Annotated in this window: 13 protein-coding genes and 1 riboswitch; of the genes, 9 read left to right on the top strand and 4 right to left on the bottom strand. The window is 72.1% G+C overall.

Translation table 11 applies throughout. The features are described from left to right. Positions 1-76: 76 nt before the first annotated feature. A riboswitch (ZMP/ZTP riboswitch) is annotated at positions 77-158 on the top strand. Between the two features lie 58 nt (positions 159-216). Continuing rightward, positions 217-1,458, top strand: a complete 1,242-nt coding sequence (locus caldi_RS06515; RefSeq protein WP_264844305.1) for a serine hydroxymethyltransferase — start codon at positions 217-219, stop codon at positions 1,456-1,458. Between the two features lie 61 nt (positions 1,459-1,519). Further along, positions 1,520-1,855 (top strand): hypothetical protein, encoded by a 336-nt coding sequence (locus caldi_RS06510; protein WP_264844303.1) that lies wholly within the window; start codon positions 1,520-1,522, stop codon positions 1,853-1,855. Between the two features lie 7 nt (positions 1,856-1,862). On the opposite strand, the gene tatB is transcribed toward caldi_RS06510, so the two are convergent. Continuing rightward, entirely contained in the window at positions 1,863-2,210 is a 348-nt protein-coding gene (gene tatB, locus caldi_RS17620) for a Sec-independent protein translocase protein TatB (RefSeq protein ID WP_319951800.1), read from the bottom strand. Between the two features lie 286 nt (positions 2,211-2,496). Between tatB and caldi_RS06500 the strand changes: the two genes are divergently transcribed. Then, positions 2,497-5,379: a S8 family serine peptidase gene (locus caldi_RS06500; protein ID WP_264844302.1), complete on the top strand. Its 2,883-nt coding sequence runs from the start codon at positions 2,497-2,499 to the stop codon at positions 5,377-5,379. A gap of 198 nt (positions 5,380-5,577) precedes the next feature. Further along, positions 5,578-5,829 carry a DUF2249 domain-containing protein gene (locus caldi_RS06495; protein WP_264844300.1) on the top strand — a complete coding sequence of 84 codons (252 nt, stop codon included), beginning with the start codon at positions 5,578-5,580 and terminating at the stop codon, positions 5,827-5,829. 220 nt (positions 5,830-6,049) lie between these two features. Here the strand turns inward: caldi_RS06495 and caldi_RS06490 are convergent, their stop codons facing one another. The 3 genes from caldi_RS06490 to caldi_RS06480 all read right to left on the bottom strand — a co-directional run bounded on the left by caldi_RS06490 (position 6,050) and on the right by caldi_RS06480 (position 7,746). Then, positions 6,050-6,301 carry a Ykof family thiamine-binding protein gene (locus tag caldi_RS06490; RefSeq protein WP_264844298.1) on the bottom strand — a complete coding sequence of 84 codons (252 nt, stop codon included), beginning with the start codon at positions 6,299-6,301 and terminating at the stop codon, positions 6,050-6,052. After that, a complete protein-coding gene (locus caldi_RS06485) occupies positions 6,301-6,990 on the bottom strand; it encodes a class I SAM-dependent methyltransferase (protein WP_264844296.1) in 690 nt (229 codons plus the stop codon). The genes caldi_RS06490 and caldi_RS06485 overlap by 1 nt, the downstream gene beginning before the upstream one ends. A gap of 105 nt (positions 6,991-7,095) precedes the next feature. Then, on the bottom strand, positions 7,096-7,746 hold the full coding sequence (locus tag caldi_RS06480; protein WP_264844295.1) for a NuoI/complex I 23 kDa subunit family protein: 651 nt from the start codon (positions 7,744-7,746) through the stop codon (positions 7,096-7,098). 443 nt (positions 7,747-8,189) lie between these two features. On the opposite strand from caldi_RS06480, the gene caldi_RS06475 reads away from it, so the two are divergent. From caldi_RS06475 to caldi_RS06455, 5 genes are all read left to right on the top strand, one after another. Beyond that, positions 8,190-8,672, top strand: a complete 483-nt coding sequence (locus caldi_RS06475; RefSeq protein WP_264844293.1) for a hypothetical protein — start codon at positions 8,190-8,192, stop codon at positions 8,670-8,672. Between the two features lie 186 nt (positions 8,673-8,858). Further along, positions 8,859-10,547 carry an efflux RND transporter periplasmic adaptor subunit gene (locus caldi_RS06470; protein WP_264844292.1) on the top strand — a complete coding sequence of 563 codons (1,689 nt, stop codon included), beginning with the start codon at positions 8,859-8,861 and terminating at the stop codon, positions 10,545-10,547. Next, positions 10,544-11,311: an ABC transporter ATP-binding protein gene (locus tag caldi_RS06465; RefSeq protein WP_264844291.1), complete on the top strand. Its 768-nt coding sequence runs from the start codon at positions 10,544-10,546 to the stop codon at positions 11,309-11,311. The genes caldi_RS06470 and caldi_RS06465 overlap by 4 nt, the downstream gene beginning before the upstream one ends. Continuing rightward, positions 11,301-12,473 carry an ABC transporter permease gene (locus caldi_RS06460; protein WP_264844290.1) on the top strand — a complete coding sequence of 391 codons (1,173 nt, stop codon included), beginning with the start codon at positions 11,301-11,303 and terminating at the stop codon, positions 12,471-12,473. The genes caldi_RS06465 and caldi_RS06460 overlap by 11 nt, the downstream gene beginning before the upstream one ends. 140 nt (positions 12,474-12,613) lie before the next feature. Continuing rightward, complete coding sequence (locus tag caldi_RS06455) at positions 12,614-13,309, top strand: response regulator transcription factor (protein WP_264844289.1); 696 nt, start codon at positions 12,614-12,616, stop codon at positions 13,307-13,309. Positions 13,310-13,326: the final 17 nt, after the last annotated feature.

Raw genomic sequence — 13,326 nt, 5'->3', positions numbered from 1 at the left:
CGGCGGTTGGCCATGCGCCGGCGATGACGCGGTTGACAGCCGCCGGGCCGGCCGCCGATAATGGGGGTATCTTCCACATGGCCCGCGTGACTGGCGAGGGAAGGTGGGACACCACCGGGGAGCGCGGGTCGGGATGGCCGCTCGCCTGGGCGAGGCAGTGGAGGGATACCCCCCGCTGCCTCTCGCGTTTTCAGGCACCTGCAGGAGGGAACCGGAATGACGGCGCTCAAGGACTTCGACCCGGAGATCTACGAGGCGATTCAAAGGGAAGAGCAGCGGCAGCGGGAGAAGATCGAGCTGATCGCCTCCGAGAACTTCGTGCCACGGGCCGTGCTCGAGGCGATGGGCTCGGTGCTCACCAACAAGTACGCGGAGGGTTACCCCGGCCGGCGCTACTACGGCGGCTGCGAGAACGTCGACGTGGTGGAGGACATCGCCCGGGAGCGCATCAAGCGGGTCTTCGGGGCCGAACACGCCAACGTCCAGCCCCACTCCGGCGCCCAGGCGAACATGGCCGTCTATCACGCCCTCCTGCAGCCCGGCGACACGGTCCTGGGCATGAACCTGGCGGAGGGCGGCCACCTCACCCACGGCTCCCCCGTGAACTTCTCCGGCAAGCTGTACCGCTTCGTCTCGTACGGGCTCAACCCCGAGACGGAGCGGGTCGACTACGACGAGGTCCTGCGGCTGGCGAAGGCGCACCGGCCCCGGCTGATCGTGGCGGGATACTCGGCCTACCCGCGGGTGCTCGACTTCGCCCGGTTCCGGGAGATCGCCGACGAGGTGGGCGCCTACCTGATGGTGGACATGGCCCACTTCGCCGGACTGTCGGCCACGGGCCACTACCCCAACCCGGTGCCTCACGCCCACGTGGTCACGTCGACCACCCACAAGACGCTGCGGGGCCCCCGGGGCGGGCTGATCCTCTGCAAGGCGGAGCTGGCGAAGCCGATCGACAGCGCGGTGTTCCCGGGGACGCAGGGCGGGCCGCTCATGCACGTGATCGCCGCCAAGGCGGTGGCCTTCAAGCAGCTCCTGGAGCCTTCGTTCCGGGACTACAGCGAGCGGATCGTCCGCAACGCCAGGGCCCTGGCCGACGGCCTCCTGCGCCGCGGCTTCCGCCTCGTCACCGGCGGCACGGACAACCACCTCATGCTGGTGAACCTGATCCCGATGGGCCTGACCGGCCGGGACGTGGAGAAGCTCCTGGACCGTGTGGGCATCACGGTGAACAAGAACGCGGTGCCCCGGGACCCACAGAAGCCCATGGTCACCTCGGGGATCCGCATCGGGACGCCGGCGGTCACCACGCGGGGGATGCGCGAGGCCGAGATGGATCGCATCGCAGAGCTCATCGCGACCGCGATCGAGCACCGGGGCGACGAGGCCCGGCTGCAGCAGGTTGCCGCGGAGGTCCGGGAGCTCACGGCCCGCTTCCCCCTGGTCGAAGGGGAGTGAAGGAGGACGCCGGCTGCGGCACACTAAACCCCCGGGGCCCGCTTCCGGGCGGCCCCGGGGGATGCACGTGCAAACGGTGCTGGCCGAGTTCCGCTGGCGGGGCGACGCCGAGCTGGCCGCCGCCCACCTCGCCGAGGCGTACGGCTGGGCAGACCTGGAGGTCCGCGTGGTCGGCCCCGAGGACCGGGACGCGATGCGCATGGCGTGGGGGGAGTCCGGCCCCGACGTGCGGGCGATCACGTACTGGACCGGCATGACCGCCGCGGAGGAGCCCGAGGCGCCGGCGGACACCGCCCTCCTCGTCGCCCGGACGGCGGCGGCGGACGTCGCCCGGCAGGCCGCCGTGGACCTGCGGCGCTCCGGCGCCCTCGCGGTCCACGTGACGGAGACCCCCTGAGAGGCCTTCAGACGGTCTCCCGGGGGGCCTCCGTCTCCTTGCGCTCCGAGCCCGGCGGGGATTCCTCGCCGCCCCCGGCCGGGGCGGCGGCAGGCGTCCCGGCGGCCGGTGCCGCGGCTGCAGCCGGGGGCGCCTCGGTCGGCGACCGGGAGGGGCTGGCCCGCGGAGGCGCCGGCGGTTCATCCAGGCTTGCGGCGCGGCTGATCTCCTCGGTGATGTCGCGCGCGGCCTTCCGGAACTCGCGCAGGGCGCTGCCGAGGCTGCGCCCGAGGCTCGGAAGCTTCTGGGGCCCGAAGATGACCAGGGCCACGACGAAGATCAGGAGAAGCTCCGTGAACCCGATGTTCTCGAACAAGGCCCCCGCCCCCCTTTGCCCATGCTAGCACACATGCTAGCACAACGCAGGCGGCAGGGTAAGGCCGCCGGCGGGCGGGGAGGCCGACGGGCCGAAGCCGAAACCGAAACCCCCGACCCTGGACACCCATCTGGAAGGAGGTAGTTCGCCAAACAGCGATTCCCGGCCGCGCCGGGGCAGGAGAATGCCACAGCCCCCCGAAATATCGTGCTATCTAACACTCGCTGTCTGCACTTACATCAACTAGGAAGATGAAGAGCGGGCAGGTCGCGTTGGGGGGCACCGAATGCGGAAGAGACTGCGGCAACTTGCTGTAGCCACTCTCGTGGCACTCGGACTCACGGTCGCGGGGCCCGTCGGCGCGCCGGGACACACAAGCGCCGCCGCCCCGGAGGTGCTTCGCCTCCGGACGGCCACGGTCCAGCTCTGGAAGGGCTTCAGTCCGTCGCTGCAGGAGCAGGGCCGATCTCTTTATGTAGTGAAGTTCGACGGTCCCGTCCGCCCGGAGTGGGTCGCCGCCCTGCGGCGGCTGGGCGCCGAGGTCGGCGACTACCTGCCGGACTTCGCGTTCCTCGTCCGGATGGACGGGGCGCAGGCGCGGGCGGTGCGGGTGCTGCCCCACGTGCGGGCGGTGGGGCACTTCACCCCGCAGGCCAAGGTCGACCCGGGTCTCCGGACGGCACGCGGGCCGCTCTACGTGCGGGCGCTGAGCTTCGGACCGGGGGACCGCGCCGCCGGCGCCCTGCAGGCGCTCGGCGTGCGGCCCGTGGCGGTGCGTGGCCGCTTCGTCGTGGCCCGGCTCGACGCTGCCCAGGCGATGAGCTGGGCCCGCTCGGGCGACGTCGTCTACGTGGAGCGGGTGCAGCCGTACCGGCTCTGGAACGACCAGGCGGCCGGCGTGCTGCGCGTGCGCAGCGCCGCCTGGCCGAAGGGGCTGGACGGATCCGGCCAGGTCGTCGGCGTGGCGGACACGGGCCTCGACACCGGCAACCTGGATGACATGCACCCGGACTTCGCCGGACGGGTACAGGCCCTCTACGCCCTCGGCCGGCAGGGGGACGCCTCGGACACCCACGGCCACGGCACCCACGTGGCCGGCTCGATCGTCGGGACGGGAGCCGCCTCGGACGGCCGGGTCCGGGGGATGGCACCGGGCGCACGGCTGGTCTTCCAGTCGGTGCTGGACGGCCAGGGCGGGCTGGGTGGCATTCCGGAGGACCTGACGATCCTCTTCGACCAGGCCTACCGCGCCGGTGCCCGGATCCACTCCGACTCGTGGGGCGTGCCGGTCGAGAGCGGCGGCGACGTGTACGACGCCCAGGCCCAGGCTGTCGACCGCTTCGTGTGGGAACACCGGGACATGGCCATCCTGTTCGCCGCCGGCAACGACGGCGATCACGACCGGGACGGCAAGCCGAACTACGGCACCGTCAGTTCCCCCGGCACGGCCAAGAACGCCATCACCATCGGCGCCTCGGAGAACAACCGCCCGGACAAGGGGAAGTACGGGGACAACGTCGACGAGGTCGCCCTCTTCTCCAGCCGCGGCCCCACCGACGACGGGCGCGTGAAGCCCGACCTCGTCGCCCCGGGGACCTGGGTGCTGTCGGCGAGGTCGAGCAAGGCGCCGGACCAGAACTTCTGGCAGGGCTACGACAGCCGGTACGCGTTCATGGGCGGCACCTCCATGGCCACGCCCCTGAGCGCCGGCGTGACGGCCCTGGTTCGGCAGCACTTCGAGAAGGACCTCGGCGTGACGCCGCAGGCGTCGCTCCTCAAGGCGGCCCTCATCAACGGCGCGCGTCCGATCCAGGGCGACCACCGGGACTACGGCTGGGGCCGCATCGACCTCGACGCCACCCTCGGCCGGCCGATGCTGTTCGACAACGAGTCCACGGCGCTGTCCACGGGGGACGCCAAGACGTACACCTACACGGTGAAGCCGGGTCAGGCCTTCCGGGCCACCCTGGTCTGGAGCGACTACCCCGCCAGCCCGGCCGCGCAGAAGGCGCTGGTCAATGACCTGGACCTCGAGGTCCGGGGTCCGGACGGCAAGGTGATCCTCGGGAACCACATGCTCGGCCAGGACGGTCCGGACCGGGTCAACAACGTCGAGAACGTGTGGATCGACCAGCCCCAGGAGGGTACCTACACGGTCACCGTGCGGGGCTACAACGTCCCGCAGGGGCCGCAGCGCTACGCGCTGGTGGTCTCGGGCGACGTGGCCGCCGGCGGAGAGAACCCGCCGCCCGGCGAGCCTCCGGCCGACAGGGTCCCGCCCGACGTGCGCCTGACCGCTCCGGCGGCGGGGGAGACGCTGAGCGGCACGGTCACCCTGGCGGCGGAGGCGGAGGATGACGGGACCGGGGTGGAGCGCGTGGAGTTCCTGGTCGACGGCAAGCCGGTGGGCACCGCCACCGCGGCGCCGTACCGGGTCCAGTGGGACAGCACCGCCGTTGCCGACGGCGAGCACCGCATCGCCGCCCGGGCCACCGACAAGGCGGGCAACCGCGCCGAGACCGAGCCTGTCTCCGTCGTCGTCCGCAACGGCGGCGGGCAGGAGCCCGGGCCCGTCCCCGGCACCGTCGCCGAGACCTTCACGGGCAGCCTGAACCCGTGGGTCGGCCCCCTCCGTGTGTGGTTCGAGGCCCCGGCGCCGGGCCCGGTCACGCTGCAGGGCAAGACCGACGGCGCCGGGATGTCGGTGGTCGTGCTCGGGCCGGATGGCGCGACCGTGGGCGGCGGGACCTCCGCCGACCTGGCCCGGGGCGTCCGCTTCGAGGCCAAGGCCGCGGGGACGTACTCGGCGGTGATCCAGCCGCAGGCGCCGCGGGGCACGTACGTGCTCACCGTGATGCACCCCGCGGGCAAGGGGTTGGCGCAGGAGGTCCGCTCCGGCCGCCTGGGGGCCGGCGGGCAGCGCACCGCCCGGTTCGACGTGACGGCCGGCCGCACCGGCGCCCTGAACGTGAGCCTGGGCTGGACGGGGAGGGCGGCGCTCGACCTGTACGTCCTGGACGCCTCCGGCCAGGTCGTCGCGTATAGCGCCGGCTCCGGGCTCAACCCGGCCACGGTCTCGCTCCTCGCCAGGCCCAGCCGGTACACCGTGCTGGCGGTCGCCCGGTCCGGGAACGCCGACTTCACGGTGACCCTGACGTACCCCAAGTAGCTGGGGGCCGCCCGGCCCGGAGCCGCACCGAGCGGCGTCCGCCCCGCTGCCTGTGGGCAGCGGGGCGGACCTTTTCGCCTGCATCCCGATCGGTGACCCGCGTCACGACCGGGTCGGGCAGGGGCCGCTACACTGAGGGGAGAATGCTTCCCGATCCCGACGGGGAGGTGCCCCGGACGGAACCAGGAGGGGAACGTCATGGCGAAGCCGCCCGCAGGCCCCCAGGTGGTGCTGGACGTGCGCCACTACCATGCCCAGGGGCGTGAGCCTTTCGGCGACATCATGGCGGCGGTGCAGAACCTGCAGCCCGGTCAGGTGTTCGTCCTTCTCAACACCTTCGAACCGTTCCCGCTCTACCGGGTCATGGAGCAGATGGGCTTTCAGCACCACGCCGAACAGACCCCGGAGGGCGACTGGCGCATCACGTTCTGGAAGGGGACGCAGGCATGAGGCACTCGCCGGTCGTGCTGGCGGAACCTTCGCTCCGCGCCAGTCGCTTCCGGCCCACCGCCACCCGGGGTCGGCGGTCCTCCTCCAGTGCCTGCAGGGTGCGGCGACCCTTCGGGTTGGCGATGAGTCCGTCCGGCTGGCGGCGAGGGAGATGTCACCCTGACCCCCAACCCGTCCGACCGCCGCCACGCCCGGGAAGTGCGCTGCGCGCGAGGGGCCCTCAGCCGGGCCGGCACCCGCACTCGTTCGAGAGGGTGGCGACCATGACCACGGGCCCTGCGGCGGCCGCTTCGAACAGCCGCCGCAGGGCCTGCCACACCGCGTCGTCCTCCCCCACCAGGACCGAACTCATCTCGCCGACGGTCACGCGCACGCGCGGGTCGTCAAGGGCGCGGACCGCCTCCCGGATCACGCCGTCGTAGCCGGCCGTGCCCAGGGGATACAGGGAGACCTGGCAGGACAGCACGCTCATCACTCCTTTCGCCGCAGGGCCGCGAGGAAGCCCGGCGCCGCGCCCCGCGCCCGGGCGGCGGCATCGAGCCGCGGCCAGGCCTCCGGCGGCGCGCCGGCGGCCTCGGCGGGGTCGAGGAAGAGCCCCTTCCGGACCTCGGACGGGGCGATGCCCAGGAGGCGGGCCAGGCCGTCCGCCGTGAAGAAGCGGGCGTGGGCGAAGACGGAGTCGGGGGCGCGCTCGGCCTCCTCCCGGTAGAGCCTCGCCCAGCCTGACCCCTCGCCCAGGACCGCCGCCACCAGCCGGCCGCCGGGCCGGAGAAGGCGCAGGGCCTCTGCCACCGCCCGCTCGGGCTCCGGCACGAACTCGAGCACCGTCACCATCGTGGCGAGGTCGAACGCGGCGGAGGGCAGGGGCACCTCCCGCACGTCCGCCTCGACCCACCGGACCGCGAGGCCCGTCTCTTCGGCCCTGGCCCGGGCGCGGTCGAGCATCCGGGCGGAGATGTCCACCCCGGTGACGCGGAGACCCCGCGCCGCCAGCGCCAGGGCGTACTGGCCGGTCCCGCAGCCCAGGTCGACGGCGGTCTCGCCGGAGGACGGCGCGGCCAGGTCGAGCACGATCTCCTTCTCGACCCGGTCGGCGTACGCGCCGAGCGGAGTCCGGTACCAGTCGTCGTAGCTTCCGGCGATCGCGTCGAAGAGCGCCATGCGCCCACCTCCGAAAGACAGCGGGCCCGGTGGCGTGGCCGGCCGGCTGCGCCACCGGGCATCCCGGAAATCCCCGTGCGCCGTTGCCCTTCGGAGGAGGGACGGCTAGTCGTCCGCCGCGGTGTGCGTCGCGGCCGCCGCCTCCAGCTGCGCCCCGTACTTCTCCTGGAACTGCTTGGGGCCGAGGGGCGCGCGACCCAGGTAGCCCTCCGGGTCCTGGATGTCCTTCTCCGTGGCCCCGGTCTGGGTGGCGAAGACCCACGTGGGCGGACCCTTCACGCCCCGGCCGTGCGGCTCCATGATCGGCCGGGAGTACTTGAGGCCGATCTTCAGGAGATCCTCCATCTCGAAGACGAGGTTTTCCGGGTTCGTCTTGCACAGCTCGTAGTCGCTCGCCATGACGAGCGAGTCGAACGGGCACGCCTCCACGCAGAGGTTGCAGAGCATGCACCGGCTCATGTCGATGGCGAACCGGTCGAGCTCCTTCTTCTTGGTCTCCTTGTTCGTGTGCCACTCAATATGGATGACGTCGACGGGGCAGGCCTCCACGCACTGCATGCACGCGGTGCACCGGTACTCCCCGGTCAGGAGGTTCGTCTTCAGAACGGGAATGCCCCGGAACCAGTCGGGCACCTCGGGCTTCTGCCAGGGATACTGAACGGTGATGGGCTGCTCGAAGACCATCTCCCGGAAGGTGACCGTGAGCCCCTGCAGTAGCGACTTACCGGTACGGAAGGCCTCTTGAATCAAATACAAGCATGGTCTCTCCTTTCGGGGAGCCTGCGCGAGCGTTCCACCGCCGGCCCCTATTGTACCATGAGACAAGAGGCACGAACAGCCTTCCGGGCCGGTCCTGGCCGGTCACGGCACCTCGACCACGTGCGGGGCGGCCGCCCCGTCCAGGCCCCCCGACAGCTCATCCGTGCGCGAAAACACCTCCGACGGCCAACGCCCGGCGGGCACCGGAACCGCTGTCCGGTGCCCGCCGCCCATCGAGGCCCGTACCCCTTCGTGCAGGCCGGGGCGGGAACGTCGTGGGCACAGATCGTGGGCAACCGATCCGCGGCTGGCTACGCCGAGGGCCACCACGCGGTGTCGCTGTGTTCACAAGTTGTTCACACTCCGGTCACAGTCCGGCCAACCGGAGCGGCCAAGATGAATGACGGAGCGACCAGAACCGTGGGGAGGGAGAGCGAGCCTTGGCACGCACCGGTTGGAAATGGGTCGCAGCGGTGGGGATGCTGGCGACGGTCGCCGTGGCGGGTACGGCTCTGGCGGCGAGCAGGGACGGCTCCGGCAGCGCCGGGGAGCCGCGGAGCGCCCCCCGGTGGGGATGGCACGGGCCGGCGGCCAGGCACTGGAAGGGAGGCGCACTGCTCTATCCGCCGCGCGGCTGGGACGGGTGGCAGCAGGCGCTGGAGCAGGACCCCGCGAAGTGGGTACAGCGGCTGGAGAACGCGGTGGAGCGGATCGACCGGGGAATCGAGCGCCTCACCGGGGCCGTGGCAGAAGCCGAGAAGGAGCTTGCCGGGGAAACGGACTCGGCGAAGAAGGAATTCCTCCAGGCGAGGCTGAACGTGCTCAAGGCCCAGCAAACGGTGCTGCAGCGGCAGAGGGAGTTCATGCAGGTCCTTCTGCAGCAGGCCCGGAGCAGGGCCGGGGGCAGCGGGACCAGCGCATAGCGCGGCCTTTCGTCCCGGACCGACGGAACGGCACCGACGGAACGGCAGGGTTGCGGCAGGGGCGGCCGGTGCCGCCCCCTACCGCGCGGTTCCTGCGGTAGCCCGGCGCCGCGGCGGGGACCCGCCATGAGGCCTTGGCACGGTACACTTGACATGATGGACCCGAGAGAGGAGTTGTTGGGGCCGATGGTACCGATGGGCGCACGGGTGTCTTCTCGCCGGGTTCGCCAGTTCGCGTATGTGGCGCTCCCGTCGGTCGCCGTCATCGCGCTGCTGGGCTGGCAACTCGCGAACCGGGCCTCCCGCACGGCGGCGCCTGCCGGGTTGGTGACCGTCCCGGTGCGCCGGGGCTCCATCGAGCTGACGGTGTCCGGGACCGGGACCCTGGAGGCGGGCCAGCGCGCGAACATCACCGCCGAGGTTTCGGGTACCGTCGTCGCCGTGAACTTCGTGGAAGGAGACACCGTGCGGAAGGGCCAGACCCTCATCGAACTGCGCAACGATGACCTGGTGGCGCAGGTCGAGCAGGCCCGCCTGAGCCTGGCCGCGGCGGAGAACCGTCTCTATCAGCGCCTGGGCATCCCGGAAGGGAGCCCGCTGGACCTGTCCGAGGCGCTCACCGTGCGGGCGCCGGTATCCGGCCGCCTCTCCCGGCTGGAGGTCAAGCGGGGGGACCGGGTGAGCGCAGGCCAGCCCGTCGCGTGGGTGGCCTCCGGGGAGCAGCTCCTGTTCCGCGCGCGCGTGAACCGTGTGGCCCTGCCGTTCTTCCACACGGGCCAGGCGGCGCGGGTGCGGCTGGATGCCTTCGACGGGGAACTCACCGGTACCGTGGTTGCCGTCGCCTCCGAACCGGCGCGCTCGGGCGGTGTGGAGAGCTATGACGTGGACGTCGCCCTCGACGAGACCGGCGTCCTGGGGGCGGGCTATGCCGGGCAGCTCACCGTGGAGGTTCCCCAGGGCAGCATGTCGTTTTCCGGGCAGACCGTCTGGGGACAGGAACAGGTGGTGACCGCCCGTGCGGCCGGCGTGGTCCGGGAGGTGCTCGTGAGCGAGGGCCGGAGGGTCACTGCCGGGCAGGTCGTGATGCGCCTCGAAAACCCCACGCTTCCGCAGGAGGTGCGCGCGGAGCAGATCGCCGTCGAGCAGGCCCGTGAGACCCTCGCCCAGCGCGAGCAGAATCTCGCCAAGCTCAAGATCGTTGCCCCCATCGACGGAGTGGTCACCGCGCGCGACGTGGCGGTCGGCGACACCGTCGGGACGGGCCAGAACGGAGCCCGCGTCCTGGCGACGATCGTCGACACCAGCGTCCTCACCCTGACCCTGCAGGTGGACGAACTCGACGTTCCCCGGCTCCGGCCGGGGCAGCCGGCCTCCGTGGTCGTCAACGCCCTGCCGGGGCGGACCCTGACGGGGCGGGTCGAGAAGATCGCCGGGGAGGGAACGGTCCAGAACGGGGTCACCATCTTCGCCGTCACCATCACCGTCCCGGGACAGCCGGACATCCGGCCGGGCATGACCGCCTCGGCCTCCGTGCGGGTGGCCGCGAAGGACGGCGTCCTCGTGGTGCCGGCGGAGGCGGTGGAGCGCCAGGGTGGAAGGGCCTTCGTCCAGGTCCCGGAGGGAGACCAGGTGGTGCGCCGTCCCATCCGCACCGGCCTGGAGAACGAGCAGGTGGTGGAGGTGCTGGAGGGGCTGGCGGAGGGCGACACGGTCGTCGTCGCCCGGAGACCGGCAGGATCCGGCACGCAGGGCGCGGGGTTCCGGCCGCCCGGTACCGGAGGGTTCGGGCTGCCGTTCGGCCCGGGTGGGGGCCAGCGCCCGGCGGGCGGGCAACCCCACGACCGGCAGGCCCCGCAGGGAGGCGGCAACCGGTGATCGCCGTGAGGGGGCTCCGGAAGGTGTACCGGACCGGGGCCGGCGACGTGGAGGCCCTGGCCGGCATCGATCTGGACGTGGCCGGCGGCGAGATGGTGGCGATCATGGGTCCCTCCGGTTCGGGCAAGTCCACGCTCATGCACATCCTGGGCTGCCTGGACCGTCCCACCGAGGGGGAGTACGTCCTGGCGGGCGAGGTGGTTGCCCGCCGGACGGACGACGAGCTGGCGCGCATCCGCAACCGGCTGGTGGGCTTCGTCTTCCAGCAGTTCAACCTGCTACCGCGCCTGACGGCCCTGGAGAACGTGGAACTCCCGCTCCTGTACCGGCGCGTGCCCTCCGCCGAGCGGAGGAGGAGAGCCAAGGAGGCGCTGGAGGCGGTCGGGCTCGGCGACCGGCTGCACCACCTGCCCACGCAGCTCTCGGGGGGGCAGCAGCAACGGGTGGCGATCGCCCGGGCGCTGGCGGCGGGACCCCGTCTGCTCCTGGCCGACGAACCCACCGGCGCGCTCGACTCGGCGTCCGGGGAGGAGGTCCTGGCCCTGTTCCAGGAACTGCACCGGGCGGGGCAGACGGTGGTGATCGTCACCCACGACCCGGACGTGGCACTGCACTGCCAGCGCATCGTCCACATGCGGGACGGGCGGCTGGTGCGGGAGGAGATCGTCGAGCAGCCGAAGCAGGCCGGGGCCGGGAGGGCGGCGAGTCCGGGCCCGGAAAGGGCGGCAGACGCGGGCCAGGGGGGTGGACGGGGTGAGCGGTGAGCTGCTGGGCGTCGCCTGGAAGGGCATCGCCAGCAACAAGCTGCGCTCGGCCCTCACCGTCCTGGGGGTCGTGATCGGGGTCGCCGCCGTGACGGCCCTGGTCAGCATCGGCCAGGGGGCGACCTACCAGGTGGCGCAGCGGATGCAGAGCCTGGGGTCGAACCTGATCATCGTCAGCCCGCTCCGGGGCACGGTGCTCACCGAGGCCGACGCGGCCGACCTGGCGCGCCGCGTGGACACCATCACCATGGCCATCCCCGTGATCGAAGGGCAGCTGCGCGTCAAGTGGGGGACGACCTCGGCGGACGTGCGGGTGCAGGCGGTCACCGCCGGGCTCGACCGCGTCCGCGACCTGAAGGTGTCGCAGGGGCGGTTTCTCACCGCGGACGACGTCGAGGGCCGCCGCCGGGTGGCGGTGGCCGGGGCCACGGCGTTCGAGGACCTCGTCGGAGACGGTCCACCGCCGCGTCCCGGCGAGACCGTGTGGATCCAGGGCCAGCCCTTCACGCTCGTGGGGGTCCTGGAGCCCAAGGGAGCCGCCTTCGGGCAAAGCTCCGACAACTACCTCTACATCCCGATCACGACGGCCCGGACGCTCCTGGGCACCCAGGTCAGCTCGCTGTACCTGCAGGCCCGCTCGCCCGAGTTGGCCTCGATCGCCACCGACCACGTGCTGCGGATCCTCCGCCTGCGCCACCCGCGCACCGACGGCCTCGACCCGGTCCGGGTGTTCAGCCAGGACCAGATCGTGCAGACCATCGAGCAGACCACGGCCACCCTGACCCTGATGCTCGGGGCCATCGCCGGGATCTCCCTGGTGGTCGGCGGGATCGGGATCATGAACATCATGCTGGTGTCCGTCTCCGAGCGTACACGGGAGATCGGCATCCGGAAGGCGGTGGGGGCGCGCCAGCGCGACATCCTGATCCAGTTTCTGGCCGAGGCGGTCCTGCTGAGCGCGGTGGGCGGGGTGATCGGTCTCGGGACCGGTGCCCTGGTGAACGCGGGGATCGCCCGGATGGCGGGCTGGCCTGCCCAGGTGAACCTGATGGCAGCCACGGCCGGCCTCACCTTCTCGATCCTCGTCGGCCTGTTCTTCGGCGTATACCCGGCCTACCAGGCGGCCCGCCTCGACCCGATCGCCGCGCTGCGTTCGGAGTGACGCCCGATCGGAGACCCGTCCCGGTCTGACCGCTCTGCCCCTGCGGGGCCCGGATGGCAGGACTGGCGCCGGCGCGCGCAGAAGCTCATCGCCGGCTGCCCGCACGGCACACGCCCGCCGGGGCAGAGGGGGGCCGGGGCATGAGCACGCGCATCCTGGTGGTCGACGACGAGCGGCATATCCGAGAGCTCTGCCGCCTCTACCTCGAGCAGGAGGGGTTCACGGTCACGGAAGCCGGCAGCGGCGACGAGGCGCTCGACGCGGTGCGCCGGGCCCGGCCCGACCTGGTGATCCTGGACCTCATGCTGCCCGGTACGCCGGGCCTGGAGGTCGCCCGGGCGCTGGTGGAACGGGACGTCCCGACCATCCTCCTCACCGCGCGGACGGACGAGGTCGACCGGGTCCTCGGGCTGGAGCTGGGGGCCGACGACTACGTCACCAAACCCTTCAGCCCCCGCGAGCTGGTGGCCCGGGTGAAGGCGGTGCTGCGCCGTGTCCGCCGGACCGAGCGCCCCGGACGCCGGGAGCGGCTCGAGTTCCCGGACTTCGTCCTGGACCTCGCCGCCCGGACCCTGACGGTCCGCGGGAAGCCGGTCGACTGCCCGCCCAAGGAGTTCGACCTCCTGGCCACCCTGGCCCAGAACCCGAACCGGGTGTTCACCCGGCAGCAGCTCCTCGAGCGGGTCTGGGACTATTCCTTCTACGGGGACTACCGGACCGTCGACGTGCACGTGCAGCGGCTGCGCAAGAAGATCGAGCCGGAGCCCGACAACCCCCGGTACATCCGCACGGTGTGGGGCATCGGCTACCGATTCGAACCCGATCCCGACGCCTGACGGGGGGCGCGGCAGCG

Source organism: Caldinitratiruptor microaerophilus (assembly GCF_025999835.1).
Lineage (GTDB): Bacteria > Bacillota > Sulfobacillia > Symbiobacteriales > ZC4RG38 > Caldinitratiruptor > Caldinitratiruptor microaerophilus.
The sequence above is the reverse complement of the archived record's forward strand: the minus strand, read 5'-3'. Positions and strand labels throughout refer to the sequence as shown.

What these genes read in the sequence shown, in the direction of transcription:
- caldi_RS06515 (WP_264844305.1), top strand. Translation starts at nt 217, where the DNA reads ATGACGGCGCTCAAGGACTTCGACCCGGAGATCTACGAGGCGATTCAA.
- caldi_RS06510 (WP_264844303.1), top strand. Translation starts at nt 1,520, where the DNA reads ATGCACGTGCAAACGGTGCTGGCCGAGTTCCGCTGGCGGGGCGACGCC.
- caldi_RS06500 (WP_264844302.1), top strand. Translation starts at nt 2,497, where the DNA reads ATGCGGAAGAGACTGCGGCAACTTGCTGTAGCCACTCTCGTGGCACTC.
- caldi_RS06495 (WP_264844300.1), top strand. Translation starts at nt 5,578, where the DNA reads ATGGCGAAGCCGCCCGCAGGCCCCCAGGTGGTGCTGGACGTGCGCCAC.
- caldi_RS06490 (WP_264844298.1), bottom strand. Translation starts at nt 6,301, where the DNA reads ATGAGCGTGCTGTCCTGCCAGGTCTCCCTGTATCCCCTGGGCACGGCC.
- caldi_RS06485 (WP_264844296.1), bottom strand. Translation starts at nt 6,990, where the DNA reads ATGGCGCTCTTCGACGCGATCGCCGGAAGCTACGACGACTGGTACCGG.
- caldi_RS06470 (WP_264844292.1), top strand. Translation starts at nt 8,859, where the DNA reads ATGGTACCGATGGGCGCACGGGTGTCTTCTCGCCGGGTTCGCCAGTTC.
- caldi_RS06455 (WP_264844289.1), top strand. Translation starts at nt 12,614, where the DNA reads ATGAGCACGCGCATCCTGGTGGTCGACGACGAGCGGCATATCCGAGAG.